Raw genomic sequence first — 25,547 nt, 5'->3', positions numbered from 1 at the left:
GCCATGCCAACCCTGGGCCTACGAGTGGCAACCGCGCCCGCGGCAGCGCGGCGCCGCAGCGACCGAGGCGGGGCGCCGGTGGCAAGCGACGGAGGGAGCGAGGAACGAGCGACCGCAGGAGCGCCGCCGCCGAAGTCCCGCGAGGGAGCGACCGCGGCGACGCGCTCGCGGAAACTCAGATCACCCGGTCGGTGCGGTTGCGCGGATCGATCAGGTCGACGATGCGCTGCAGGTCACCGGTGTTCGCGAACTCGATGGTGACCTTGCCCTTGGCCCGCCCCAGGTCGATCTTCACCCGCGTCTCGAGCCGGTCCGCCAGCCGCTCGGAGAGCTCACTGAGGCCCGGCGCCTTCGGCTTGGAGGTGCGCGACCGCTGTGGTTTCGGCTCCCCGTCCCCCACGGAGACGATCTCCTCCAGGCCCCGGACGCTGATGCCCTCGGCCACCACCCGCTGCGCGAGCTTGTCCTGCGCGTCCGGGTCAGCCACGCCGAGCAGCGCACGCGCGTGACCGGCCGAGAGCACGCCGGCGGCGACCCGCCGCTGCACGGCCGGGGTCAGCTTGAGCAGGCGCAGCGTGTTGCTGATCTGCGGGCGCGAGCGGCCGATGCGCTGGGCCAGCTCCTCGTGGGTGCACGCGAAGTCCTCGAGCAGCTGGTTGTACGCCGCCGCCTCCTCCAGCGGGTTGAGCTGGCTGCGGTGCAGGTTCTCCAGCAGCGCGTCGCGCAGCATGTCGGTGTCGTCGGTCTCGCGCACGATCGCGGGGATCGTGGCCAGCCCGGCCTGCTGGGTCGCGCGCCAACGGCGCTCACCCATGACCAGCTCGTACGCCGACGGGCCGGTCTGCCGGACCACGACCGGCTGCAGCAGCCCGATCTCCTTGATGGAGTGGACCAGCTCGGCCATCGCCTCCTCGTCGAAGACCGTCCGCGGGTTGACCGCGTTGGGCTTGATCGCGTCGACGGGCAGCTCGGCGAAGTAGGCGCCCTCGACGGCCGTCAGACCCGAAATCGCGCTTTCCGGGCCTGACGTCGGGCCGGTGGACCCCAGGTCCACCGATGCGCTGGAAGGCGCTGTGGCGGCAATGTCCGAATTCCGGTCGTCGTGGTTGACAACCGGCGCCTCGGTCCCGGCCGGAGGGGCGCTGGGGATGAGGGAGCCCAGACCCCGGCCCAGACCGCGCCGCGGAGCGTTCGTGCTCATGCCGACACCTCCGTCACGGCCCGTCCGACCATCTCGCGAGCGGCCTCGAGGTAGCTCAACGCACCCGGTGAGGCGGGGTCGTAGGTGATGACGGTCTGCCCGTACGACGGCGCCTCCGACACCCGCACCGAACGCGGGATCGCGGTCTTGAGCACCTGGTCCCCGAAGTGCTCGCGCACGTCGGCGGCGACACCGGCCGCGAGGCGGGTGCGGGCGTCGTACATGGTGAGCAGGATGGTCGAGACGACCAGGTCCTGGTTGAGGTGCGCCTTGACCATCTCGACCGTGTTCAGCAGCTGACCGAGGCCCTCGAGCGCGTAGTACTCCGCCTGGATCGGGATGAGCATCTCCTCGGCCGCGCACAGCGCGTTGAGGGTGAGCAGGCCCAGCGACGGCGGGCAGTCGATGAGCACGTAGTCGAACCGCTCCTCCCCCGCCGTGGCGTCGCCGACGAGCGGGTGCGCGTGGATCGCCTTCTTGAGGCGACCCTCGCGGGCCACGACGCTGACCAGCTCGATCTCAGCTCCGGCCAGGTCGATCGTCGCCGGGACGACGTGCATGTTGGCGACGTCCGGGCACGGCTGCGCGATGTCGGCGAGCGGAGTGCCGTCCACGAGCGCGTCGTACGTCGACGCAACGCCCCGGTGGTGCTCGATGTTCAGCGCGGTCGAAGCATTGCCCTGCGGGTCGAGGTCGATGACGAGCACGCGCTGACCCAGGTGCGTCAGCGCCGCAGCGAGGTTGACGGTGGAGGTCGTCTTGCCGACCCCACCCTTCTGGTTGGCCACCACGAACACACGCGTCCGGGCCGGCCGCGGCAGCTGCGCCGAGGGGATGCCCTGGCGGACCATCACCGACTGCTGGGCCGCGCGCGCCAACGGCGTCTGGTCGTCGTCGAAGTCGGTCGCTCCGTCGACGAGATCGGCAGCCGTCGTGATCCGCGGCATGCCCGCGCCTGTGCTTGTTTCACGTGAAACAGCGTCGCTCGACGTCACGGCGTGAGCACCACCTTCCTGTGGATAAACACCATCGATCTGTGGATTGTCACGCTCAGCAGTGCCCCCGCCACCGGTGGAAAACTCCGGGGAGCCCGGCGGATCGATCACTTCTTCCTCCTCGCATCACCATGCTGGGACCTACCCCGACGAGGGCCGCCGACAGCCGGCTTGCGTCCACCCGAGGGCGGCCACGATACCCGTGTCGGATCAGCGGCCGTAACCCTCACCAGCCGCGCTGGGACGATCGAGTCGTCCTCGTCGGCGTACACCTCGATGACCGGGGGAGCGCACCCCCACCGTCGCAGGATCGGCTGCGCCGCGGCGACCTCCTCGGCCGCGCTCTCGCCCTTGAGGACGGCGAGCGCGCCGGTCGGCTCGGTCAGAGGCAGGCACCACTCCAGCAGCGTCCCGAGCGCGGACACCGCACGGGCCGTCACCACGTCGAACCGCTCCCGGCCATGGAGCGCGTCGGCCCGACCGCGGACGACCCGCACGTTGTCGAGCCCTAGCTCCGTGGCCACTTCCTCCAGGAACGTCGTACGCCGGAGCAGCGGCTCGACCAGCGTCATGGAGATGTCCGGCCGGGCGATCGCGAGCACCAGCCCGGGCAGGCCGGCGCCGCTGCCGATGTCGGCCACGCGCGCGCCCGCGGGCAGCGCCGGTGCCATGAGCACGGAGTTGAGCAGGTGCCGGTCCCAGATCCGCGGCGCCTCTCGAGGACCGATGAGTCCCCGGACGACACCCTCGGTGCAGAGCAGCTCGGCGTACCGATCGATGAGCGGCAGGCGGTCGGGGCCGAAATGCCGCACGGCGGCGGGGTGCCGCTCGGGCACACCCGCCGCCGTGTCGTTGTCGTGTTTCACGTGAAACGTCGGCGATCGGAGGTTCAGTCGGCCGGAAGCACGACGACGTGCCGCCGCGGCTCCACGCCCTCCGACTCCGACCGGAGACCGGCCGCCGCCACGGCGTCGTGCACGATCTTCCGCTCGAACGGCGACATCGGCTCGAGCGAGACCGACTCGCCCGACGCGATGACCTTCTCGGCCGTCTCGGTGCCGAGCTTGGTCAGGCGCGCGCGCTTGTCGGCACGGAAGCCGGAGATGTCCAGCATGAGGCGCGAGCGCTCACCGGTCTCCCGGTAGACGGCCAACCGGGTCAGCTCCTGCAGCGCCTCGAGCACCTTGCCGTCGCGACCGACGAGCTGGCTCAGGTCAGCCCCCACGATGGACACCGACGCGCGGTCCGCCTCGACGTCCATGTCCAGGTCACCGTCGAGGTCGGCGATGTCGAGCAGCTCCTCGAGGTAGTCCGCCGCGATGTCGCCCTCGCGCTCCAGCGCGTCGACCCGCGACCCTGCCGGCTGCTCGGCGGGCTCGGTGGTCTCGATCTCGGTGCTCACTGGGCGTCTCCCTTGCTCTTGTTCTGGTTCGGGCGGTTGGCGCTCCCGGCGCTCTTCCGCTGTGCCTTGGTCTGCCGCTTGGGCTGCTGCCGCTGCGCCGGCCGGCTCTCGCTCGTCTCGGTCGCGGTGTCCGCCTCGAGGGCCAGGTCCTGCGCGTACCGCTCCGGGTGCTTGGCGGCCTTGGCCTTGTCCCGCTCCAGCTTCTCCTTGAAGGCGGGCGTGCCGGGGGCGGGGTTGTTCCGGATCACGTAGAACTGCTGGCCCATCGTCCACAGGTTGGAGGTGGTCCAGTAGAGGACGACGCCGATCGGGAAGGCCACGCCGGTGATGGCGAAGACGAAGGGAAGGACGTAGAGCAGCATCTTCTGCTGCTGCGCGTACGGACCACTCATCGCCTCGGCCGGCATGTTCTTGGTCATCAGCTGGCGCTGGGTGGTGAAGGTCGTCGCGATCATGCAGATGAACAGGACGAGCGCAACGACCATGACCAGGCCGTTCGGCGTGGGGCCCCAGGTGCGCGCGCCCCAGAAGGACTCGGTGACCGGGATCTTGCCGAAGATCTCGGAGCCCTTGAACTGGGCGGCGAGGGTGTCGCTCAGGAACCCGTTGCCCGTGCCCGACTTCGCCGCGTGGTCGACCAGGCGGAAGAGCGCGAAGAAGACCGGCATCTGCAGCAGCAGCGGCAAGCAGGAGGCGAACGGGTTGGTGCCCGTCTCCTTGTACAGCTTCATCGACTCCTCGGCGAGGCGCTGACGGTCGTGGCCGTACTTCTTCTGCAGCTCCTTCATCTTGGGCTGCAGCAGCTGCATGTTCCGACTGGACTTGATCTGCTTGACGAACAGCGGGATGAGCGCCGCACGGATCGTCACGGTGAGTCCGATGATCGCCAGGGTCCACGAGAGACCGCCGGCCGGGTTGAGCACGAGGCTGAACAACCAGTGCCACGCGACCAGCACCGCGGACACGATGTAGTACAGCGGCACCATGATGAAGTGGCCGATGTCGCCGATGACGCCCACTAAAGGCTCCTAGGGTGTGTCGGGCGGCCGGAGCCGCTCGGGGAACGGCGTCGGTCCGACGCACGCTCGGGCTTGCGCGGCGGGACGTGGTCGACCCCGCCGGGGGTCCAGGGATGGCACCGCGCGACGCGCTTGGTCGCGAGCCAGCTCCCCTTGATCGCTCCGTGCACGGTGATCGCCTCGATGGCGTACGCCGAGCAGGAGGGGTAGTAGCGGCACGTCTGGCCGAGCATCGGGCTGATCGCGAAGCGATATCCGCGCAGGAGCGCGATCAGGACGTGCCTCACGACGTTCGCGCTCCGGGTTCGGCGGTCAGGATCCGATCCAAGCAACGGTCGAGATCGCTGCCGAGTTCCGCGTACGACGCCTGCGCCGCGGGCGGGTTCGCCCGTACGACGAGGTCGCCTCCCGCCGGCAGCCGGTCGAGCCGTTCTGCCACGAGGTGGCGCAACCGCCGCTTGACCCGGGAGCGCACCACGGAGATCCCCACGGCCTTGCTCACGACGAAGCCGGCCCGTGCCGGGCGCACGCCAAGCTGCCCGCCGACCGAGTCGTCGACGAGCAGGTGGGTGACCAGGGTCGCGGAGCCCGCGCGCCGACCGTGCCGGGTGGTGGCCCGGAACGCCTCGGCGTCGACGAGTCGATGGGTCGCAGGCAGCACCGTCAGCCCCGGCCCGACGGGATCAACCGTGGGCGGCGCATCAGCCGAGGCCGACTGGCCTCAGACCGCCAGGTCCTTGCGGCCCTTCCGGCGGCGGTTCGCCAGGATGGCGCGGCCCGCACGGGTGCGCATCCGAAGGCGGAAGCCGTGCGTCTTGTTACGACGGCGGTTGTTCGGCTGGTACGTCCGCTTGCTCACGTCTGACCTCTCGAAGGTGTGTCGGGAAGGGCCATGCGGATGGCGCGTCGTACTCTTCCGTCGACGCGTCCGGTCGGCCGCCACCGCGCAGCCACGCCGAGCCTCGAACGAACGAGATGACTCACCGTGGACATGCGGCAGCGGTCGACACCGAATGACCGCCCAACGGTACGCGCGGAGCAGAGATCGGGTCAAACCGACGACACGTCCCCTCCGTGACCGCGACACTGTGTCGCACCAGGTTGTGGCAGAACCTGTGGATAGCGGGTTGATCCGCCCCTGCCCTTGTGGCTAGGTTCGTCCAATCCGGGTTTCCCCTCCGGACCGAGCAGAACCCGATCCCGACCGGTCGCGAGACCCGGAGATCAGACCAGAAAATAGGGTCTGACCTGCAGAAACAGTCGAACGGGGAATGGTCGGCCGGTCTCGGGTCGCGCCGATCCAACGGGGGGTACGGCGCAGTCCACAACCTGTGGACAAACTTGTGGACCAGGGCGAGAGGGTGGATGTGACCGGGACCGGCGACGACCAGGCGGACCAGAACCCCGGGGCAACCCAGGCCGAGGATCGGCTCGAGACCGAGTGGCGCGCCGTGGTCGCCGAGCTGCAGGTCAGCCAGCGCGCCTGGCTGCGCTCGAGCAAGGCCGTGCACCTGCACGGCACGACCGCGATCGTCGCGGTCCCCGACGACTTCACCCGCAAGCGCCTCGAGGGTCGGCACCGCACCGAGCTCGAGGGTGCGCTCAGCGAACGCTTCGGCCACGAGATCCAGCTCGCGGTCACCGTCGACACGTCCCTGGAGCACCTCGACGAGTCCGTCGACGCCCGCGGACCCGTCGTACCGGACGTGGCGGCGACGGCCGACGAGCCACTGATGTCGCCCGAGGATCGACTTGCCGACTTGTCGACAAATCGACCTGTCGACCTGTCGACCCTCACCGAGGACATCCCCACCCAGCCGGCGGCCACCCAGCCCGGCGAGTCCCGGCTCAACCCGAAGTACACCTTCGACACCTTCGTCATCGGGTCGTCCAACCGCTTCCCGCACGCGGCCGCCGTGGCCGTGTCCGAGGCGCCGGGCCGCAGCTACAACCCGCTGCTCGTCTACGGCGAGTCCGGCCTGGGCAAGACGCACCTGCTGCACGCCATCGGCCACTACGTCCGCACCATCTACGCCGGGTCCAAGGTGCGGTACGTGAGCTCGGAGGAGTTCACCAACGAGTTCATCAACTCGATCCGCGACGACCGACCCGACCGCTTCAAGCGCAAGTACCGCGACGTCGACGTCCTGCTCATCGACGACATCCAGTTCCTCGAGGGCAAGGAGCAGACGCAGGAGGAGTTCTTCCACACCTTCAACGCGCTGCACAACGCCAACAAGCAGATCGTGCTCACGTCCGACCGCAGCCCGAAGCGGCTCGAGGCGCTCGAGGACCGGCTCCGCAACCGGTTCGAGTGGGGCCTGATCACCGACGTCCAGCCGCCGGACCTCGAGACCCGCATCGCCATCCTGCGCAAGAAGGCGGCGATGGACCGGCTCACGGCCCCCTCCGACGTGCTCGAGTTCATCGCCAGCAAGATCCAGACGAACATCCGCGAGCTCGAGGGCGCGCTGATCCGGGTCACCGCCTTCGCGAACCTGAACCGCCAGGACGTTGACATGACGCTCGCCGAGATCGTCCTCAAGGACCTCATCCCCGAGGGCGGCGAGCCGGAGATCACCGCCGGCCTGATCATCGCCCAGACCGCGAACTACTTCGGCCTGAGCATCGACGAGATCACCGGCCCCAGCCGCGGACGGCACCTGGTCATGGCGCGCCAGATCGCGATGCACCTGTGCCGTGAGCTCACCAACGACTCGCTGCCGCGCATCGGCAAGCACTTCGGAGGACGCGACCACACCACCGTCATGTACGCCGAGCGGAAGATCAACCAGCTCCTCGGCGAGCGCCGGGCCGTGTTCAACCAGGTCAGCGAGCTCACCAACCGGATCAAGATGACAGCCCGCCAGGGCTGAGCGCGACGATCCACGCCTGTGGACAACTCTGCGGAAATGGTGCGAACTACACGGGGAGGATTCCGTGGAGGCACCGGGCAGGTGGTCCCCAGGCACCGACGGGTCCACATCCGAACCTTGACGTCCTCGGCGTCGTCCACAGCTCGATCCACCGTCGACTGGTCCTCTGACCTGGGAAAACGCCAGTTCTCCACAGTTTCCACCGGCCCTATGACAACTACCTACCCACGTATGCATCCGATTCCCCGTGGAACTTCTCCGGGGCCCTTGCCTGTGGAACACGACCGCCGCCACCACACCGGTTGCACGACGTGACAGGATGCAATCCCACTTCTAGCGGAGGTAGACCCACGTGAAGTTCCGAGTCGATCGCGACGTCCTCGCCGACGCCGTCGCCTGGGCCGCGCGCACGCTGCCGGTCAAGCCGAGCATGCCGGTGCTGGCCGGGCTGCTCATCGAGGCCAGTGACGACGGACTCGTGCTGTCGACCTTCGACTACGAGACGTCCGCGCGGGCGACCCTGGCCGCGGAGGTCAGCGACGAGGGTCGCGTGCTGGTGAGCGGCCGGCTGCTCGCCGACATCTGTCGCAGCCTCCCGGCCAAGCCGGTCGACCTCGCGCTCGACGGCGCTCGGGTCTCGCTGACCTGTGGTTCCTCCCGCTTCTCGCTGCAGACGCTGCCGGTCGAGGACTACCCGACGATTCCCGAGATGCCCTCCGCCAGCGGCACCGTCCCGAGCGACACCTTCGCCCACGCCGTGGCCCAGGCCGTGACAGCTGCCGGCCGCGACGAGATGCTCCCCGTGCTCACCGGCGTACGGCTCGAGATCGAGGGCGACACCATCTCGCTCCTCGCGACCGACCGCTTCCGCCTCTCCCTGCGCGAGCTCACCTGGAACCCGGGGACTCCGGACGCCTCGCTCGCCGCGCTGGTGCCGGCCAAGGTCCTCGCGGACACCGCCAAGTCGCTCACGGCGGGTGCCGAGATCACCATCGCGCTCGCCGGCAGCGGCGTGGGCGACGGCCTGATCGGCTTCGAGGGCACCGGTGCGGGCGGCACCCGGAGCACCACGACACGCCTGCTCGACGGGGAGTTCCCGAAGGTGCGCGGCCTGTTCCCGACCGAGCGGCTCACCACCGCGAAGATCGACAAGGCCGCGCTGGTCGAGTCGGTCAAGCGGGTGGCCCTCGTGGCCGAGCGCAACGCCGCCGTGCAGCTCGCCTTCCAGGACGGCTCGCTCACCCTCGACGCCGGGAGCGGTGACCAGGCGCAGGCCTCGGAGTCGGTGCCCGCGGAGATCGAGGGCGAGGACCTGACCACCGGCTTCAGCCCGCAGTACCTGCTCGACGGTCTCACCGCGATCGACGCACCGGTCGTCGAGCTGGCGTTCACCCAGTCGTCCAAGCCCGTCGTCATCAGCGGCACCGACGAGGACGACGACGGCGGCAGCTTCCGCTACCTGCTGATGCCGCGACGCCTGCTTTCGTAGCTGGCGTAGCGTCGTCGGCATCGCATCCACCCCTCGCGACGAAGGAGGGCTCGTGCCCACTCTCGGTCTCATCGGTCTCGGCAAGATGGGTGGCAACATGCGCACCCGGATCCGCAACGCGGGCCTGGAGGTGGTCGGGTACGACCGCAACCCGGAGGTGAGCGACGTCGGGAGCCTCCAGGAGCTCGTCGAGAAGTTGCCGAGCCCGAAGGTCGTGTGGGTCATGGTGCCGGCCGGTGACCCGACCCGCTCGACGATCGCGGAGCTCAAGGAGCTCCTCGGCGAGGGTGACCTCGTCGTGGACGGCGGCAACTCCAAGTACACCGACGACGCCGTCAACGCCGCGTCGCTCGCCGAGAGGGGCATCGGCTTCGTCGACTGCGGCGTCTCTGGCGGCGTGTGGGGCCTGGAGAACGGCTATGCGCTGATGTACGGCGGCAAGACCGACGACGCGGCCAAGGTGATGCCGTTCTTCGAGGCGCTGAAGCCGACCGGCACCGAGGACGGCCTCGTCCACTGCGGCGAGACGCCCGGCGCGGGCCACTTCGCCAAGATGGTCCACAACGGCATCGAGTACGCCATGATGCAGGCGTACGCCGAGGGCTGGGAGCTGCTCGACAAGGTCGACATCGTCGACAACGTGCCCGAGATCTTCGCCTCGTGGCGGACGGGCACCGTCGTGCGGAGCTGGCTGCTGGACCTGCTGGTCGACCAGCTGCGCGCCGACGAGCACCTCGAGAAGATCAGGGGCTGGGCGGAGGACTCCGGCGAGGGCCGGTGGACCGTCGAGGCGGCGATCGAGAACGCCGTACCGATGCCGGCGATCTCGGCGAGCCTGTTCGCCCGCTTCGTCTCCCGCCAGGAGGACGACTACGCGATGAAGGCGATCGCGGCGATGCGCAACGGCTTCGGCGGGCACGCGGTCGTCAAGGAGTGAGCAGGGGGATGATGGTCGGGTGCACGTCTCGCACCTGACCCTCCACGAGTTCCGCTCGTACGCCGACCTGGAGCTCGCCCTCGAGCCCGGGGTCACGGCGTTCGTCGGTCGCAACGGGCAGGGCAAGACCAACCTGGTCGAGGCGATCGACTACCTGTCGCGGCTCGGCTCGCACCGGGTCGCCAGCGACGCACCGCTCATCCGGGTGGGCGCCGACCAGGCCGTCGTGCGCGCCGCGGTGGTGAAGGACGGCCGGACCGCGATCCTCGAGGTCGAGCTCAACCCGGGCCGCGCCAACCGTGCCCGGATCAACCGGGCGACGCTCCCCCGCGCCCGCGAGCTCGTCGGCATCGTGCGCACCGTCGTGTTCAGCCCCGAGGACCTCGCGCTGGTCAAGGGCGATCCGTCCGAGCGACGGCGGTTCCTCGACGACCTGCTGGTGCTGCGTGCGCCGCGCCTGGCCGGCGTGAAGGCCGACTTCGAGCGGGTGCTCAAGCAGCGCAACAGCCTCCTCAAGACCCTGTACGCCGCCCGCGGCTCCGCCCGCGACGCCGCGCTCGCCACGCTGTCGGTGTGGGACGACCAGCTCGTTGCCGTCGGCAGCGAGCTGCTGGACGCACGGATGCGGCTGGCGGCCGACCTGGCGCCGTACCTGGGGAAGGCGTACGAGGCCGTGGCTCGCGGAGCGTCGCGCGACGACGCCCGGATCGCCTACCGCGCGAGCGTGCCGGTGACGGCGTGGATCCCGGAGCTGCCCGACATCCGAGTGGCGTACGCCGAGGAGCTGGCCCGCCGCCAGCGCGACGAGATCGACCGCGGCCTGACCCTGGTGGGTCCGCACCGCGATGAGCTGGAGCTGACCCTCGGACCGGGTGACGACGCGCGGATGCCGGTCAAGGGCTACGCGTCGCACGGCGAGTCGTGGTCGTTCGCGCTGGCCCTGCGGCTGGCGTCCTACGACCTGCTGCGCTCCGATGGCGACGACCCGATCCTCGTCCTGGACGACGTGTTCGCGGAGCTGGACAGCGAGCGACGCTCGCAGCTCGCGGCGCTCGTCGCGGGAGCCGAGCAGGTGCTGGTCACCGCGGCGGTTGACGGCGACGTACCCGCTGAGCTGAGCGGGGCGACGTACCGCGTGGCGGGAGGCGAGGTCACCCGTGACTGACGAGCCGGACTCCCCCGACCCGGACGAGGAGCCGCACCGGCCGGACGGCCTGGACCTGGCACGGTCGCTGCTGCGAGGTGCGATGGGGGCGTCCGGCGACGTTCCGAAGCGGCCGCGGCGTACCAGCGACGGGTGGAGGCCGCGCCGCCTGCGCGCCAACGAGGCGCAGCTCAGCGGAGCCCACCCCGACGGGCGCGACCCGCAGACCCTCTCCACCGAGGTCGACCGGATCATCGGTGACCGCGGCTGGGCCCTGGACCTGAAGGTCCGCGGGGTGTTCGCCCGCTGGCCGGAGCTGGTCGGCGAGGAGATCGGGGCGCACTCCACGCCGGAGAGCCTGGTCGATGGCGTCCTCGTGGTGCGGGCGCACTCCACGGCATGGGCGACCCAGCTCAAGCTGCTCGTCACGACCCTGGTGCGCCGCCTGAACGAGGAGCTCGGGGACGGCACGGTGACCGTCGTCGAGGTGCTCGCCCCGAACGCGCCGAGCTGGAAGCACGGGCTGAAGAGCGTCAAGGGCCGGGGACCGCGCGACACCTACGGATGAGGAGCCGCAGGAGCGCAGATCTGGGCCCCGAACAGCCCCTGCGCCCATATCGGTGCCCATCGGCCCCCCTGATCGCGGCTGCTGTGGGCGGTTCTGGGCCACTGAGGCACCGCTGAGCCGCAGAGTCCTCCCCGGTTGCCGGGTGTACGACGTGTCCAGGCGCCCTGGAGCCGGTATCATGGACACAAGGCCGAGCCGACGCCGCGACGGGGATCCCGGGCGTTCAGACATCGGCCTTCGTCATGTCACAGCAAAAGGGGTCGTAGTGTCCGAAGAGCAGTCGAAGCCGACTCCGGTCGAGGGCGAGTACGACGCCTCGATGATCCAGGTGCTCGAGGGCCTCGAAGCCGTCCGCAAGCGCCCCGGCATGTACATCGGCTCCACCGGCGAGCGCGGCCTGCACCACCTGATCTGGGAGATCGTGGACAACGCGGTCGACGAGGCCCTCGCCGGCTACTGCGACACGATCCTGGTCACCCTCAACGCCGACGGCTCGGTGAGCGTCGTCGACAACGGTCGCGGCATCCCGACCGACACCGCCCCCGGCCAGGAGCTGCCGGCCGCGACGCTGGCCCTCACCGTGCTGCACGCGGGCGGCAAGTTCGGCGGCGGCGGCTACAAGGTGTCCGGCGGTCTGCACGGCGTCGGCTCCTCGGTCGTCAACGCGCTCTCCACCTCGCTGAAGCTGGAGATCAAGAACCGCGGGCACCTGTGGGAGCAGGAGTTCCACCTCGGCGTACCGGACTACCCGCTGCGGCAGGTGCGCCCGCTGGAGGAGGGTGAGGGCACCGGCACGACCGTGACCTGGTTCGCCTCCCCCGACATCTTCGAGACCACGACGTACTCCCTGGAGACCATCACCACCCGCTTCCGGGAGATGGCGTTCCTGAACAAGGGTCTGCGGATCGTGCTGCGCGACGAGCGGCCCGACGCGGGCGTGCTCGCCGACGCGATCGAGGACATCAGCATCGAGCACGACACCGACGGGGCCGACGAGCTGCACGCGGCGGCCGGCGAGGGTGGCGAGCGGGTCGTCGAGCAGGTCTTCCAGTACAACAGGGGTCTCGCCGACTATGTCGAGTTCCTCAACCGGCGCAAGCAGCCGATCAGCACCGTCATCGCCTTCGAGGCCGAGACCGGTGACGCGGCCCCGAACCCGATGAGCCTCGAGCTCGCGATGCAGTGGCAGATCTCGTCGTACAACGAGAGCGTCCACACCTTCGCCAACACGATCAACACCCCCGAGGGCGGCACCCACGAGGAGGGCTTCCGCGCCGCGCTCACCTCGCTGATGAACAAGGCCGGCGAGGACTGGGGCCTGATCAAGAAGAAGGAGGACCGGCTCACGGGTGACGACATCCGTGAGGGTCTGACCGCGATCATCAGCCTCAAGATCTCCAACCCGCAGTTCGAGGGCCAGACCAAGGCCAAGCTCGGCAACACCGAGGCCAAGGGCTTCGTCCAGTCGGTCGTCAACGACCAGCTCGGCGCCTGGCTCGAGCAGAACCCGAGCGAGGGCAAGGAGATCATCCGCAAGGCGCAGGCCGCCGCGACCGCCCGCATCGCCGCGCGCAAGGCGCGCGACCTGGCGCGCAACCGCAAGGGCCTGCTCGGCGGTGGCGGTCTCCCGGGCAAGCTGCGCGACTGCAGCTCGCGCAACCCGGAGGAGTGCGAGGTCTTCATCGTCGAGGGTGACTCCGCGGGCGGCTCGGCGGTCATGGGCCGCGAGAACCGGATCCAGGCGATCCTCCCGATCCGCGGCAAGATCCTCAACGTCGAGAAGGCGCGCATCGACAAGGTGCTGGCCAACCAAGAGGTCCAGGCGATCATCTCGGCGCTCGGCACCGGCGTGCACGAGGAGTTCGACCTCGCCAAGCTGCGCTACCACAAGATCGTGCTCATGGCCGACGCCGATGTCGACGGCCACCACATCAACACCCTGCTGCTGACGCTGCTGTTCCGGTTCATGCGCCCGCTCATCGAGCACGGCCACGTCTACCTGGCCCAGCCGCCGCTGTACCGGATCAAGTGGAACAAGCCCGCCGAGCACGAGTACGTCTACTCCGACGCCGAGCGCGACGCCGTCCTGGCCGACGGCCTGGCGCAGGGCAAGAAGCTGCCGAAGGAGGCCCCGATCCAGCGGTACAAGGGTCTGGGCGAGATGAACGCCGACGAGCTGTGGGAGACCACGCTCGATCCCGACCAGCGGGTGCTGCTGCAGGTGACGCTGGAGGACGCGGCGCAGGCCGACGAGATCTTCTCGATCCTGATGGGTGAGGACGTCGACCAGCGGCGCTCGTTCATCCAGCGCAACGCCAAGGACGTCCGATTCCTCGATATCTGAGCATCTAGTACTGATCTTAGATTTCGATAGACGACACCAGAGAGAGCAATCGTGACTGAGACGCAGACCAACCTGGGTGGCGAGGGCGGCGGAGGCCGCATCCAGCCGATCGACCTCCAGGAGTCGATGAAGCGCTCCTACATCGACTACGCGATGGCCGTCATCGTCGGCCGCGCGCTGCCCGACGTGCGGGACGGCCTCAAGCCGGTGCACCGCCGCGTGCTCTACGCGATGTACGACGGTGGCTACCGCCCCGACCGCGGCTTCAACAAGTGCGCCCGCGTCGTCGGTGACGTCATGGGTAACTACCACCCGCACGGCGACACCGCGATCTACGACACCCTGGTCCGCCTCGCGCAGCCGTGGGTGATGCGCAACCCGCTGGTCAACGGGCAGGGCAACTTCGGCTCGCCGGGCAACGACCCGGCCGCAGCCATGCGGTACACCGAGTGCCGGATGGCGCCGCTGGCCATGGAGATGGTCCGGGACATCGACGAGGACACCGTCGACATGACCCCGAACTACGACGGCAAGACCGAGGAGCCGACGATCCTGCCGGCGCGGTTCCCGAACCTGCTGGTCAACGGATCGGCCGGCATCGCGGTCGGCATGGCCACCAGCATCCCGCCGCACAACCTGCGCGAGGTCGCCGAGGGCGCCGTCTGGGCGCTGGAGCACCCGGACGCGACGCGCGAGGAGCTGCAGGACGCGCTCGTCGAGCGGATCAAGGGCCCCGACTTCCCCAACGGCGCGTTGATCACCGGCCGCGAGGGCATCGAGCAGGCCTACCGCACCGGCCGCGGCTCGATCACCCAGCGCGCGATCATCGAGGTCGACGAGGACAAGGGCGGCCGGACCGTCCTGGTCATCACCGACCTGCCCTACATGGTCAACCCCGACAACCTGCTGGTGAAGATCGCCGAGCTCGCCGACGCGGGCAAGGTCCAGGGCATCGCGGACGTGCGCAACGAGACCTCCTCGCGCGTGGGTCAGCGCATCGTGGTCGTGCTCAAGCGCGACGCGGTGGCCCGCGTGGTGCTCAACAACCTGCTCAAGCACACCGAGCTGCAGACCAACTTCAGCGCCAACATGCTGGCGCTGGTCGACGGCGTCCCGCGCACGCTGACCATCGACCAGTTCATCAGCAACTGGGTCGAGCACCAGGTCGACGTCATCCGCCGGCGTACCGAGTTCCGGTTGAGGAAGGCCGAGGAGCGCGCCCACATCCTGCGCGGCCTGGTCAAGGCACTCGACATGCTCGACGAGGTCATCGCCCTCATCCGGCGCTCCCCCGAGGTCGACGACGCCCGCCAGGGCCTCATCGAGCTGCTCGACATCGACGAGATCCAGGCCAACGCGATCCTCGACATGCAGCTGCGCCGGCTGGCGGCCCTGGAGCGGCAGAAGATCATCGACCAGCTCGCCGAGATCGAGCTCGAGATCGCCGACCTGAAGGACATCCTCGCCAACGTCTCGCGCCAGCGGCAGATCGTCATCGACGAGCTCGGCGAGATCGTCGAGAAGTACGGCGACGACCGGCGGACCCAGATCATCGCGGCCGACGGCGACCTGTCGATGGAGGACCTGATCCCCGACGAGGACCAGGTCGTCTCGATCACCCGCGGCGGCTACGCCAAGCGCACCCGTGCCGACCAGTACCGGACGCAGAAGCGCGGCGGCAAGGGCGTCCGCGGCGCCTCGCTGCGCGGCGACGACGTCGTCGAGCACTTCATCGCGACCACCTCGCACCACTGGCTGCTGTTCTTCACCACCGCAGGTCGGGTCTACCGCACCAAGGTCTACAACCTCCCGGAGGCCTCGCGCGACGCGAAGGGCGGTCACGTGGCCGGCCTGCTGTCCTTCCAGCCGGACGAGCAGATCGCGCAGGTGCTGGCGATCCGCGACTACGAGCAGGCGCCGTACCTCGTGCTCGCGACGCGCAGCGGCCTGGTCAAGAAGACCAAGCTGGGCGACTACAACAGCCCCCGTCAGGCGGGCGTCATCGCCATCAACTTCAAGCGCAACGACGACGAGCTGATCGGTGCCGAGCTGGTCGACGACGACGACCACATCCTGCTGGTCTCGCGGAAGGGCCAGTCGATCCGCTTCCCCGCCGATGAGAGCCAGCTGCGGCCCATGGGTCGGGCGACCGGTGGTGTCACGGGCATGAAGTTCCGCGCGGGTGACGCGCTGCTGTCGATGTCGGTGATCCGAGCCGAGGACGTCGCCAACGAAGAGGTCGCCAACGAGGCGGACGACGCCAACGTCCAGTACGTCTTCACCATCACCGACGCCGGCATGGCCAAGCGCACCGAGATCAAGCACTACCGGGTGCAGTCGCGTGGCGGACTCGGCATCAAGGCGATGCAGCTCGCCGACGAGACCCGCGGGGTGCTGGTCGGGGCGTTCATCGTCGTCGACGGCGACGAGATCCTCTCGATCACGACCTCCGGCCAGGTCGTCCGCTCGCCCATCAACGCCGACTTCCGGCCGACCGGACGCTCCACGCAGGGCGTGAAGTTCGTGACGCCGAAGAAGGGTGACTCGGTCGCCGTCGTCGCCCGATCGGTCGAGTCCAAGGTCGACGACGAGGAGGGCGTCGAGCCCGGCACCGAGTCGGTTGAATCGTCGGAACTGGGGTCGGATGACACAATCGAGGGAGCCGCGACCCCCGACGGCGCCACCGACAGTGACTCTGTGGAGGATGGAGACTGATGACCGAGCGCGTCGAGGACACCGCGATCCGGCCCCCGGGCGCGGGGTCCCTGCCCGGCATCACGCCGCCCGCCGCCACTCCGGCAGCGACGGCGCGGGTGCCGCGGCGCGCGCGGCTCCGGCTCACCCGGATCGACCCGTGGACGGTCATGAAGACCTCCTTCCTGCTGTCCATCGCGTTCGCGGTGACCACGGTCGTCGCGGTCGCGATGGTCTGGGAGGTGCTCGGTGCCGCCGGCGTCTGGGACTCCATCAACAACACCGTCGACACCGGTCTGCAGAGCGGCAGCTCCTCGAGCTTCCAGGTGCAGGACTACCTCGGCACCGGCCGGGTGCTGGGCTTCACGGTGCTCGTGGCGGCCCTGGACGTCGTGCTGCTGACGGCGGCCGCGACCCTCGGCGCTTTCCTGTACAACATGGCGGCCGCCCTGGTCGGAGGGGTCGAGGTCACGCTGGCCGAGGACCAGGCCTGAGCCCCGATTTCGGCGTACGCCCTCGGGTCGGGTAACGTTCCACCTCGGCTTGAGAAGAGGGGGCTTCCACCCCGATCCTCTCGCCACCCGGGCCTATAGCTCAGACGGTTAGAGCACCACACTGATAATGTGGGGGTCAGAGGTTCAAGTCCTCTTAGGCCCACGGGACAAGCCCTGGACGCAGTCACTGCGGCCGGGGCTTTTCAACAGCAGGAGGCAGCGCAATGGTCAAGAAGCTCACCCTCGCGGTGCTGGCCGCAGCCGGCGCGGTGCTCGCCCGCAAGAAGCTCCAGGAGAGCAAGGCGGAGAAGGCCCTCTGGGCCGAGGCCACCGACCAGCTCCCCTGAGGAGCCGCACCACCCTCCGGGGCCTTGGCGCAATTGGTAGCGCACCTGCTTTGCAAGCAGGGGGTTAGGGGTTCGAGTCCCCTAGGCTCCACGCGATGAGACCGCGGGCCGGCGTCCTGGCCCAAGGTTTCTCCAACCTCGTCGGTGCACCGTGGTGGTCGTGACGACAAGGGGTTGTTCGTTCCACCAGGGTCAGCTGCGCAGGGGTCTCGTACCCGCAGTCGTGCTGACGGCCGCGCTGGTCTCCTCGTGCGGTAGCGGCTCGTCGGCCCACCAGGCGGCGGTGTCGCCGCCCGTGGGTTCGCTGCCGGCCGCCGCCTCTACGGAGCTCCCGGTCCCCAATGCCGACATCCGGCCGTGCGCCAACGTCCAGGCGATCCTGTCGCACATCGCGGCCGACACCGCGCGCTGGTCTCCGACGAAGCACCCGTTCGACGACACCATCGCCACGCGGCTGGCGACCGAGACGGCGTACATGAACCAGCAGGCGATGACCGCCGACTACCGGCTGCGCAAGGCGGTGTCGGACACCTCGACCGCCTTCGGCCTGGTGTCGCGATCGATCGCGGCGCACAGCCAGAAGCAGCTCAACCACGCGGTCAAGCAGTCACAGGTCGCGTACGCCGTGCTCAAGAAAATCTGCCACTACTCCTCGAACTGATCCGGGCCGGCATCGGAGCGGGGCAGCCGGCGGCGTACGTCAGGCGGGGTTGTTGATGCTGCGGCTCAGGGTGGTCGCGTGGGAGTCGGTGCCGTCGGCGTGCGCCTTCACGTCCCGAGCACCCTCCTCGTCGGAGCTGCGGCCGGTCGCCGCCAGGTTGGCGACGTGCTCGCCGCCGCCACCGACCAGGCCCGGGAGCTTGATGGCCGGGTCGAGGATGTGCTCGTCGAGCAAGGCGGAGAGGGCAGCCTTCACCAGCGGGTGACCCGCGACGCCTGCCGCGTCGTCGACGCCGGTCTTGACGCCGTTGGCGTGCACCTGCGCGGTGCCGCTGCGTCCCGCCATGGTGGTGCCGGTCGAGTGCAGGCCGGTCACGTCCATGCCGACCGAGCCGTTGCTGCCCATGATGTCGCCCTGTCTGCCCGAGGTCGGGACCGTCGGTGGCGATCCCGGTGACACCGAAACTCCTCTCCAGGACCGGGCGTGGTCAAACTGGCATGGCAAGATCTGCGGGGTGAGGGTCGCGGGGCTGGGAGCGGGGCTGCTCGCGGCGTGCCTGCTGAGCGCCTGCAGCACGGCACACCCGCCCGTCTACCAGACGGAGCCGAACACGGCCACCGTCATCGAGTCGTACGACGGGACGCTCGACCCGTCCTCGGCCGTGCTGCCCCTCGTGCCGGCCGCTGCCACCCGGCTGGAGCTGACCGACTTCTCGCAGGTGCGGCTCACCCTCGGGTTCGGCGAGCTGACCGGCCACTCCTCCGCCGCCGACCGCGCCCGGTTCTGGCGTGAGCTGCCCACGACGGCGGCGCTGTCCCCCGGCCTGCTGCACCCCGCGGACGCCCAGCTGCGGCGCCGGTTCGGGTTCGGCGCCGACGACGTGACCTGGGAGGCGACGTACTCCGGCGGCGGGCAGAACGGGTGGATCATGTCCTTCCGCGAGAACCTGTCGATGTCGCAGGTAGCCCGCGCGGTGCAGGCGAAGGTCGGCGTGCTCAAGGGCGCGGTCGTCGACCAGGCCGACCACCTCGTCACCTCCGCGACCCCTCCGGCGGGCGCCGACTCCTGGGGCCACGACGCCGCGCTGGTGGCACTCGTCGGGCGGCCGGCGGACGCGACGTACGTCCAACGCGGGTGCCTCGGCCTCGACAGCGTCTTCGGTGCCGGTACGTCGACGCAGCTGGCCAGCGGGTCGAAGCAGATGGTCGACCAGCTGGAGCCGCTCGACGGCTTCGCGATCGCCTTCGGCGGCGAGCTCGCGACGGTCACCCTCGGGGAGGACCGCGACGACCTGTTCGCGCGACTCCGGCTGGCCGGTGTGCTGCCCGCGGTCAAGCCGGACTTCGGCACCGGCTACGCCCAGGGCGTGGCCGACCCGTCGACCGGCCGGCTCGGGTACCAGGTCAGCCGGCCGCCCGTGGCGGTCCAGCTCGCCGAGCGGCAGAAGCTGCCGTTCGCGGTCTGCGCCGAGTAGGGCGAGCCGGTCAGCCCGCGAGGGCGTCGTACATCGCCTTGTCGTGGGCGCACACGACGGTGACCTCGGGATGGCCGTTCGCCAGGTCGTGCAGGCGCTCCACGTTGGCGATCCGGGCCGGGTTGTCCATCGCCATCAGCCGCTGGAACGCGGCGAGCGAGGTCGGGCACGACGGCGTGGGGTCCATCTGGTGGGTGTTGAAGAACGCGTCGCCCGCGTGCAGCAGCCACGACCCGTCCTCACGGCGTACGGCGATCCCGCTGTGGCCGCGGGTGTGACCGTGCAGCGGTATCAGCACCACGTCGTCGCCGAGGACGGTCGCCGAGGCGAAGCCGAACCAGTCGTCGCCGCCCTCGCGGTGCTCGACCCACTGCGGGCCGTGCGCCCACTGCGCCTGGATGTAGCGCGCCTTCTCGCGCGCGCTCGGGTGCCGGGCGGCGGCCAGCTCGCTCGCGTGCAGGTGCACGCGCGCGTTCGGGAAGTCGCCCAGCCCTCCGGCGTGGTCGAGGTCCAGGTGGGTCACGGCGATGTCGGTGACGTCCTCGGCCCGGTGGCCGAGTCGCTGCACCTGGGCCAGCGCCGTCTCCGCGGGGTCGAGGGCGGCCTGGGTCACCAGCCGGAAGGGGGCGCCGAGGCGCCGGGGGTTCGCGATGTCGCCGGTCCCGAAACCGGTGTCGACCAGCAGCAGTCCCTCGGCCCTCTCGACCAGGAAGACGTGGGCCACCATCGGTGGCACGACCGGCGGGTTCATCGTCCCGCAGTTGAGGTGGTGGATCGGCACGGGCCGATCCTCCCACGATGCGAGGATGCGGGGGTGCGACCGACGTACGTGCTCTTCGACCTCGACGGCACCCTCACCGACTCCGCGGAGCCGATCCTGAGCTCGCTGGCCCATGCCTTCGGCGTGCACGGCATCGCGCCGCTCGCTCCGGCCGCCGCCCGGGCACTCCTCGGACCGCCGTTCTACGAGTCGCTGCCGCCGCTGATCGGCGAGGAGCTGGTGCTGCCCGTGATCGCCAGCTACCGCGAGCGCTACACGACCGCGATGCTCGACGCTCCCGTGTACGCCGGCATCCCCGCCCTCCTCGAGCAGCTGGGCGCCGACGGGGTGACGCTCGCGGTCGCCTCCAGCAAGCCCGAGGTCCACGTGCGGGAGATCCTCACGCACCACGGCCTGGCCGACCTGTTCGCGACCATGGGTGGGGACGAGCTGGACGGCTCCCTCGGGACCAAGGCGCTGGTCATCGACCGCGTGCTGGAACGGCTGGGCCGGCCCGACCCGGCGACCGTCCTGATGGTGGGTGACCGGCTGCACGACGTGCACGGCGCCCGCACGCACGGGATCGACTGCGTCGGGGTGCGCTGGGGCTACGCCCTGGACGGGGAGCTGGAGCACGCCGGCGCCTCGTCCATCGTCACCACGACCGAGGAGCTGGCCGCCGCGCTGGCCTGAGGGCCGGCCGCCTACCCTGGTGGGGTGGTGAGGTGGTGGAGTCCGAGGCTGTGGGGCGCCCACCTCCTGGTCGTGCTGGCCGTGACGGCCGCGGGTGGCCTCGGCTACTGGCAGTACGACGTGTGGCACCAGCACCGCGTCGCCGAGCAGCGCGACCTCACCAACGCCATCCCGGTGCCGATCGACCAGGTGCTCGGCCATGACGCGCCCTTCCCCGGCGACGGGGTCGGGCAGCCGGTCGACGTGCGCGGGACGTGGCTGACGTCGGCCACGATGCTGGTCCAGGACCGCCGCGACGACCGCGGCCGCGCGGGCCTGTGGGTGGTCACCCCGCTGACCAACGGCGGGCCGGGCGCACCCGCCGTACCGGTGGTGCGGGGGTGGGTGCCGGCAGGGACCCGGCCGTCGGCCGTGCCCGCTCCGCCCGCGAAGACCGCGGAGGTCACCGGCTGGCTGCAGCCGCCGGAGAGCAGCGACACCCCCGACGCGAACCCGCACGACGCCGTCCTGCCGCAGCTGCAGATCTCCTCGATCGCCCAACGCGTCCGACAGGACCTGTACGGCGGCTACGTGATCGCCAAGCACCCCGATGCGGGCCTCGAGGCGGCCACGCTCAGCCAGCTGCCCTCGGTAGGGGCGTCGACGGCGCTGCGCAACCTGCTCTACGCCTTCGAGTGGTGGTTCTTCGCCGGGTTCGCGATCTTCATGTGGTTCAAGCATGTGCGCGAGACCACGGCCGAGCGGGTTCCGGAGGATGCCGACGACGAGGCGGCAACCGACGACCACGTAGCCTCGGGGTCGTGACGAAGCTCTTCCCCGCCTACCGGATCCTCGCGATCACGGTCGGTGTGTTCCTCCTCGCCGCGACGATCGACTTCATCGCGCACAAGATCGACAGCGGCGTGCCTGACCTGTGGTGGCTGTGGATGATCCACGGCTACTTCTACATGGCCTACCTGGTGGTGGCCGTGCCGTTCACCCGCAGGGCAGGCTGGTCGCTGGGCTACATCGCGACGGTCATCATCGCCGGTGTGATCCCGGGCCTGATGTTCGTGGTGGAGCACAAGGTCTCCCAGCGCTACAAGGCCGAGAACCCCGAGCTGTTCGCCGCAGCGACCGCCTGAGTCCTGTTCAGACCTCCTCCTCCGGGAGGGGGTCGGTCAGCGGGTCGACCGGCGTCTTGGCCGGCGGGATGTCGACCGGCGGCGGCGGGACGTCGTCGGGCGCCTCGGCGGCCGCCTTGGCAGCGGTGTCCTGCGGCGGCGTGGAGGCCGTCGGCGCGGGGGGCACCGGCGCCGGCGCCGGGTCGTACGACGACTGCCACCCGCCTCCGTCGGCGGCGGCACCCGCCTGGAGCTTCTTCGCGATGCCCACGGCGATCGCACCGAGCGCTCCGAGGAGCAGCAGCTTCTTCAACATCAGGACGTCCTTTCCACAGGCGGCCGGCGCCCCCGAGTGGGGCCGGCCGCGAAGTCGTCGTACGGGGCTCATCCCATCACGTCCACCCAACCCGGGTCACCGTAGGATCGATCCGACCCGGATCCGGGCCACCACAGATCCAACGTGAGGACCACTCGACATGGCTGAGCCGCAGGCGATCCTGCACACGAACAAGGGCGACATCACGATCAACCTGTTCCCGAACCACGCTCCGGAGACGGTCGCGAACTTCGTCGGTCTCGCCAAGGGCGAGAAGGCGAACTCGGCCAAGGCGCCGGGCGAGCCGTTCTACGACGGCCTCATCTTCCACCGCGTCATCGACGGCTTCATGCTCCAGGGCGGCTGCCCGCAGGGCACCGGCACCGGCGGCCCGGGCTACCAGTTCAAGGACGAGCCGCACCCCGAGCTCACCTTCGACAAGCCCTACCTGCTCGCCATGGCCAACGCCGGGCCGGGCACCAACGGCTCGCAGTTCTTCATCACCGTCGCCCCGACGACGTGGCTGAACTTCAAGCACACGATCTTCGGCGAGGTCGCGGACCAGGCCTCGCGCGACGTCGTCGACGCCATCGGCAAGACCCCCACCCGCCCCGGCGACCGCCCGGTCGAGGACATCGTCATCAACTCGGTCGAGATCAACGACTGATGTCGCAGTCTCCGGCCGGGGTGCCGACCTGTTACCGCCATCCCGGCCGTGAGACGCACATCCGCTGCCAGCGCTGCGACAAGGCGATCTGCCCGGACTGCATGCGCGACGCCGCGGTCGGCTTCCAGTGCCCCGACTGCGTGAAGGAGGGTCGCAAGACCACCCGCAGCGGGCGCACGGCGTACGGCGGGCTGGTGCCGGAGAAGCCCGGCGCGGTCACCATGGTGCTGATCGGCATCAACGCCGTCGTGTGGCTGGTCATCCAGGCCACGGGCCGCTACGGCAGCTGGATCTACCAGCACTTCGCGCTGGCCCCGGCGGGGACCTGTCCCGCCTACCCCGCCATCGCGGACCGGCGGGTGTGCGAGCAACTGCCGAACGGGCAGTGGGAGACGGGCATCGCGCACGCCCCGTGGGAGCTGATCACCAGCACCTTCACCCACGTGGAGATCCTGCACATCGGCTTCAACATGTACGCCCTGTGGGTGCTCGGCCCGCAGCTCGAGCAGGTGCTCGGCCGGGCCCGCTACGTCGCCCTCTACCTGCTGTCCGCTCTCGCGGGGTCGGTCGCCGTCCTGTGGCTCGCCGATCCGGCGGTTTCCACGGTCGGCGCTTCTGGCGCGGTCTTCGGCCTGATGGCGGCGCTGGTCGTGATCGGCACGCGGGTCAAGGCGGACCTGAGCAGCCTGTGGTTGTGGATCGGCCTCAACGCGGTGCTCAGCTTCACGCTGGCCCACGTCTCCTGGCAGGGCCATCTCGGTGGATTCATCGGGGGCGCGATCGTCACCGCCGCGCTCGTCTACGCCCCGCGGCAGAACCGGATCGTGATCCAGTGGGCCGCGCTCGGCGGCATCGCGGCGCTGCTGCTCGGCGCCGCCGCGCTGGGGATGACGATGGTCTAGTTTTCCCCAGGCTTCTCCACCGATGTGGATGAGTTACACCGATGTCATTCTCCCCAGGTGTGAACAACCCTGGGGAAAACGCAGAGGCGGCCACCGTGATCGGTGGCCGCCTCTGCGTCGTACGGGCGTCTACTCCCAGCGCGTGGCGAAGGTGAAGCCGACCGCCATGAAGGCGATGCCGACGAACAGGTTCTTCTGGGCGAGGTCGTTGAAGATCGGCAGGTCCTTCGGGCTGTTGCCGGTCAGGAAGATGTAGTAGCAGCAGATCCAGACCAGGCCGACCAGGAAGCAGCCGAGCATGCCCGCGACGACGCCGCGGCCACGGCCCAGCGGGGTCTTCGGGTGGGCGGAGACGACGAGGCCGAGGAAGAACAGCGCGAAGCCGATCAGGTAGTTCCACTTCTCCAGGTCACCCAGGAACGACGGACCGCCGGTGGGCTCGGCCTTGCCGGTCTTGATGTCGAGGGCACCCCAGCCGTCGTGCGGGCGGATGCCCCAGTAGGTGTAGATCACCCAGGCGATGCCGAGCGCGATCAGCACGAGGGCGATCGCGAAGCGGACGGTCAGGACGGGCCCGCGGTCGGGGTCGGCGAAGGGGTTGGGGCCCTTCTTCAACTTCGGCAGGCGGGACTGCTTGGCCACGTCGGTGCTCCTGTGTCGATGGTCTGGTCGCGGCGACCTAACCTAGTCAGTATGACGGGTGCCCACGTGACCGGCCGCGGCCGGGCCTGGAGGGTCGGTACGCCGCTGGTGGTCATCCTCTCCGGGGCGCTGTTCGCGACCTCCGCGGTCGACAGCAACGGCACCGACCTGCGCCCGGGCCGCTACTCGGACCTGGCCAGCGTGGTCAACGCCGAGGCCAAGGACTACCAGGCCCTGGAGGTACGCCGGCACCGGCTGGCCGCCGAGGTCGAGGCCCTCACCCGGGACGTGTCCGGGCACCGGGTCACGGCTGCCCAGCGCAAGATCGCACAGCTCGAGGACCCGGCCGGGCTCGTGGCCCGCAGCGGCCGCGGGCTGTCGATCACGCTGTCCGACGCCCCCACCGAGGTCCTCGACGCAGCGGTCAGCGCCGGCAACCCGGACCTCGACCTCAACCGGCTCGTCGTCCACCAGCAGGACATCCAGGCGGTCGTCAACGCGCTGTGGAGCGGCGGCGCCCGGGCGGTCACGATCGCCGGTCAGCGGGTGGTCTCGACGACGGGCATCAAGTGCGAGGGCAACGCCGTCCAGCTGCAGGGCGTTCCCTACCCCCAGCCCTACGTGATCCAGGCCGTCGGCGACCCGGCCCGGCTCCTGGCCGCGATCGACGACGACGCCCTGGTCTCCGGCTTCCGCGCGGACGCCGCCAACCCGACGATCGACGTGGGGTGGGAGATGCAGCTCGAGGACCACGTCACCGCACCGGCGTACGACGGCCTCATCGACATGCACTACGCCAAGGTGCTGCCGACCCAGTAG

At 69.9% G+C, this 25,547-nt stretch carries 29 protein-coding genes and 2 tRNA genes; 19 read left to right on the top strand and 12 right to left on the bottom strand.

Annotation, left to right across the window (positions count from 1 at the left end; genetic code table 11):
- Window positions 1-175 precede the first annotated feature (175 nt).
- The 8 genes from ACYVAQ_RS02690 to rpmH all read right to left on the bottom strand — a co-directional run bounded on the left by ACYVAQ_RS02690 (window position 176) and on the right by rpmH (window position 5,476).
- The gene (locus ACYVAQ_RS02690; RefSeq protein WP_460786908.1) at window positions 176-1,201 is read right to left on the bottom strand and encodes a ParB/RepB/Spo0J family partition protein; all 1,026 of its coding nucleotides are present in this window, start codon (window positions 1,199-1,201) and stop codon (window positions 176-178) included.
- A complete protein-coding gene (locus ACYVAQ_RS02685; protein WP_460786907.1) occupies window positions 1,198-2,148 on the bottom strand; it encodes a ParA family protein in 951 nt (316 codons plus the stop codon). The genes ACYVAQ_RS02690 and ACYVAQ_RS02685 overlap by 4 nt, the downstream gene beginning before the upstream one ends.
- Window positions 2,149-2,303: 155 nt before the next feature.
- Window positions 2,304-3,062, bottom strand: coding sequence for a 16S rRNA (guanine(527)-N(7))-methyltransferase RsmG (rsmG, locus tag ACYVAQ_RS02680; RefSeq protein WP_460786906.1), 759 nt, complete (start codon window positions 3,060-3,062; stop codon window positions 2,304-2,306).
- A 23-nt stretch (window positions 3,063-3,085) separates the two neighbouring features.
- A complete protein-coding gene (locus ACYVAQ_RS02675) occupies window positions 3,086-3,598 on the bottom strand; it encodes a Jag family protein (RefSeq protein WP_460786905.1) in 513 nt (170 codons plus the stop codon).
- Entirely contained in the window at window positions 3,595-4,584 is a 990-nt protein-coding gene (gene yidC, locus ACYVAQ_RS02670; RefSeq protein ID WP_460787067.1) for a membrane protein insertase YidC, read from the bottom strand. Before yidC ends, ACYVAQ_RS02675 begins: the two co-directional genes overlap by 4 nt.
- A 32-nt stretch (window positions 4,585-4,616) precedes the next feature.
- Window positions 4,617-4,904 (bottom strand): membrane protein insertion efficiency factor YidD, encoded by a 288-nt coding sequence (gene yidD / locus ACYVAQ_RS02665; RefSeq protein WP_460786904.1) that lies wholly within the window; start codon window positions 4,902-4,904, stop codon window positions 4,617-4,619.
- Window positions 4,901-5,278, bottom strand: a complete 378-nt coding sequence (gene rnpA, locus ACYVAQ_RS02660) for a ribonuclease P protein component (RefSeq protein WP_460786903.1) — start codon at window positions 5,276-5,278, stop codon at window positions 4,901-4,903. Before rnpA ends, yidD begins: the two co-directional genes overlap by 4 nt.
- 60 nt (window positions 5,279-5,338) lie before the next feature.
- Window positions 5,339-5,476, bottom strand: coding sequence for a 50S ribosomal protein L34 (gene rpmH / locus ACYVAQ_RS02655; RefSeq protein ID WP_460786902.1), 138 nt, complete (start codon window positions 5,474-5,476; stop codon window positions 5,339-5,341).
- A 508-nt stretch (window positions 5,477-5,984) separates the two neighbouring features.
- Between rpmH and dnaA the strand changes: the two genes are divergently transcribed.
- The 12 genes from dnaA to ACYVAQ_RS02595 all read left to right on the top strand — a co-directional run bounded on the left by dnaA (window position 5,985) and on the right by ACYVAQ_RS02595 (window position 18,171).
- Window positions 5,985-7,493, top strand: coding sequence for a chromosomal replication initiator protein DnaA (gene dnaA, locus ACYVAQ_RS02650; RefSeq protein WP_460786901.1), 1,509 nt, complete (start codon window positions 5,985-5,987; stop codon window positions 7,491-7,493).
- Between the two features lie 352 nt (window positions 7,494-7,845).
- Window positions 7,846-8,982 carry a DNA polymerase III subunit beta gene (gene dnaN / locus ACYVAQ_RS02645; RefSeq protein WP_460786900.1) on the top strand — a complete coding sequence of 379 codons (1,137 nt, stop codon included), beginning with the start codon at window positions 7,846-7,848 and terminating at the stop codon, window positions 8,980-8,982.
- A 52-nt stretch (window positions 8,983-9,034) separates the two neighbouring features.
- Entirely contained in the window at window positions 9,035-9,919 is an 885-nt protein-coding gene (gene gnd, locus ACYVAQ_RS02640) for a phosphogluconate dehydrogenase (NAD(+)-dependent, decarboxylating) (protein ID WP_460786899.1), read from the top strand.
- A gap of 19 nt (window positions 9,920-9,938) precedes the next feature.
- On the top strand, window positions 9,939-11,084 hold the full coding sequence (gene recF, locus ACYVAQ_RS02635; protein ID WP_460786898.1) for a DNA replication/repair protein RecF: 1,146 nt from the start codon (window positions 9,939-9,941) through the stop codon (window positions 11,082-11,084).
- Window positions 11,077-11,631, top strand: a complete 555-nt coding sequence (locus ACYVAQ_RS02630) for a DciA family protein (protein WP_460786897.1) — start codon at window positions 11,077-11,079, stop codon at window positions 11,629-11,631. The genes recF and ACYVAQ_RS02630 overlap by 8 nt, the downstream gene beginning before the upstream one ends.
- A 319-nt stretch (window positions 11,632-11,950) precedes the next feature.
- Window positions 11,951-13,975: a DNA topoisomerase (ATP-hydrolyzing) subunit B gene (gene gyrB, locus ACYVAQ_RS02625; RefSeq protein ID WP_460787066.1), complete on the top strand. Its 2,025-nt coding sequence runs from the start codon at window positions 11,951-11,953 to the stop codon at window positions 13,973-13,975.
- Window positions 13,976-14,026: 51 nt separating this feature from the next.
- A complete protein-coding gene (gyrA, locus tag ACYVAQ_RS02620) occupies window positions 14,027-16,690 on the top strand; it encodes a DNA gyrase subunit A (protein WP_460786896.1) in 2,664 nt (887 codons plus the stop codon).
- Window positions 16,690-17,163 (top strand): DUF3566 domain-containing protein, encoded by a 474-nt coding sequence (locus tag ACYVAQ_RS02615; RefSeq protein ID WP_460786895.1) that lies wholly within the window; start codon window positions 16,690-16,692, stop codon window positions 17,161-17,163. The genes gyrA and ACYVAQ_RS02615 overlap by 1 nt, the downstream gene beginning before the upstream one ends.
- 89 nt (window positions 17,164-17,252) lie before the next feature.
- Window positions 17,253-17,326, top strand: a tRNA-Ile gene (locus ACYVAQ_RS02610).
- A 61-nt stretch (window positions 17,327-17,387) separates the two neighbouring features.
- On the top strand, window positions 17,388-17,510 hold the full coding sequence (locus tag ACYVAQ_RS02605; RefSeq protein WP_460786894.1) for a DLW-39 family protein: 123 nt from the start codon (window positions 17,388-17,390) through the stop codon (window positions 17,508-17,510).
- A gap of 18 nt (window positions 17,511-17,528) precedes the next feature.
- Window positions 17,529-17,601, top strand: a tRNA-Ala gene (locus ACYVAQ_RS02600).
- A 69-nt stretch (window positions 17,602-17,670) separates the two neighbouring features.
- Window positions 17,671-18,171: a hypothetical protein gene (locus tag ACYVAQ_RS02595; protein WP_460786893.1), complete on the top strand. Its 501-nt coding sequence runs from the start codon at window positions 17,671-17,673 to the stop codon at window positions 18,169-18,171.
- Window positions 18,172-18,210: 39 nt separating this feature from the next.
- Here ACYVAQ_RS02595 and ACYVAQ_RS02590 read toward each other — a convergent pair whose 3' ends face one another.
- Window positions 18,211-18,630: a hypothetical protein gene (locus ACYVAQ_RS02590; RefSeq protein WP_460786892.1), complete on the bottom strand. Its 420-nt coding sequence runs from the start codon at window positions 18,628-18,630 to the stop codon at window positions 18,211-18,213.
- A 55-nt stretch (window positions 18,631-18,685) separates the two neighbouring features.
- On the opposite strand from ACYVAQ_RS02590, the gene ACYVAQ_RS02585 reads away from it, so the two are divergent.
- Complete coding sequence (locus tag ACYVAQ_RS02585) at window positions 18,686-19,645, top strand: hypothetical protein (RefSeq protein ID WP_460786891.1); 960 nt, start codon at window positions 18,686-18,688, stop codon at window positions 19,643-19,645.
- A gap of 10 nt (window positions 19,646-19,655) precedes the next feature.
- Here ACYVAQ_RS02585 and ACYVAQ_RS02580 read toward each other — a convergent pair whose 3' ends face one another.
- On the bottom strand, window positions 19,656-20,426 hold the full coding sequence (locus tag ACYVAQ_RS02580; RefSeq protein WP_460786890.1) for an MBL fold metallo-hydrolase: 771 nt from the start codon (window positions 20,424-20,426) through the stop codon (window positions 19,656-19,658).
- A gap of 33 nt (window positions 20,427-20,459) precedes the next feature.
- Between ACYVAQ_RS02580 and ACYVAQ_RS02575 the strand changes: the two genes are divergently transcribed.
- From ACYVAQ_RS02575 to ACYVAQ_RS02565, 3 genes are read left to right on the top strand one after another with little or no spacing between them, the layout of a single operon-like run.
- Entirely contained in the window at window positions 20,460-21,098 is a 639-nt protein-coding gene (locus ACYVAQ_RS02575; protein ID WP_460786889.1) for an HAD hydrolase-like protein, read from the top strand.
- Between the two features lie 24 nt (window positions 21,099-21,122).
- Window positions 21,123-21,902, top strand: a complete 780-nt coding sequence (locus ACYVAQ_RS02570) for an SURF1 family protein (RefSeq protein ID WP_460786888.1) — start codon at window positions 21,123-21,125, stop codon at window positions 21,900-21,902.
- Window positions 21,899-22,222, top strand: a complete 324-nt coding sequence (locus tag ACYVAQ_RS02565; protein ID WP_460786887.1) for a DUF3817 domain-containing protein — start codon at window positions 21,899-21,901, stop codon at window positions 22,220-22,222. The genes ACYVAQ_RS02570 and ACYVAQ_RS02565 overlap by 4 nt, the downstream gene beginning before the upstream one ends.
- Window positions 22,223-22,229: 7 nt before the next feature.
- On the opposite strand, the gene ACYVAQ_RS02560 is transcribed toward ACYVAQ_RS02565, so the two are convergent.
- Window positions 22,230-22,517 (bottom strand): hypothetical protein, encoded by a 288-nt coding sequence (locus ACYVAQ_RS02560; protein ID WP_460786886.1) that lies wholly within the window; start codon window positions 22,515-22,517, stop codon window positions 22,230-22,232.
- 160 nt (window positions 22,518-22,677) lie between these two features.
- Here ACYVAQ_RS02560 and ACYVAQ_RS02555 point away from each other — a divergent pair, with 160 nt between their 5' ends.
- A complete protein-coding gene (locus ACYVAQ_RS02555) occupies window positions 22,678-23,184 on the top strand; it encodes a peptidylprolyl isomerase (protein ID WP_460786885.1) in 507 nt (168 codons plus the stop codon).
- Window positions 23,184-24,086 carry a rhomboid family intramembrane serine protease gene (locus tag ACYVAQ_RS02550; RefSeq protein ID WP_460786884.1) on the top strand — a complete coding sequence of 301 codons (903 nt, stop codon included), beginning with the start codon at window positions 23,184-23,186 and terminating at the stop codon, window positions 24,084-24,086. Before ACYVAQ_RS02555 ends, ACYVAQ_RS02550 begins: the two co-directional genes overlap by 1 nt.
- A gap of 129 nt (window positions 24,087-24,215) precedes the next feature.
- Here ACYVAQ_RS02550 and ACYVAQ_RS02545 read toward each other — a convergent pair whose 3' ends face one another.
- A complete protein-coding gene (locus tag ACYVAQ_RS02545; protein WP_460786883.1) occupies window positions 24,216-24,728 on the bottom strand; it encodes a cell division protein CrgA in 513 nt (170 codons plus the stop codon).
- A 51-nt stretch (window positions 24,729-24,779) separates the two neighbouring features.
- On the opposite strand from ACYVAQ_RS02545, the gene ACYVAQ_RS02540 reads away from it, so the two are divergent.
- A complete protein-coding gene (locus ACYVAQ_RS02540; RefSeq protein WP_460786882.1) occupies window positions 24,780-25,547 on the top strand; it encodes a DUF881 domain-containing protein in 768 nt (255 codons plus the stop codon).

The organism is Nocardioides maradonensis (genome assembly GCF_054777115.1).
The sequence above is the reverse complement of the archived record's forward strand: the minus strand, read 5'-3'. Positions and strand labels throughout refer to the sequence as shown.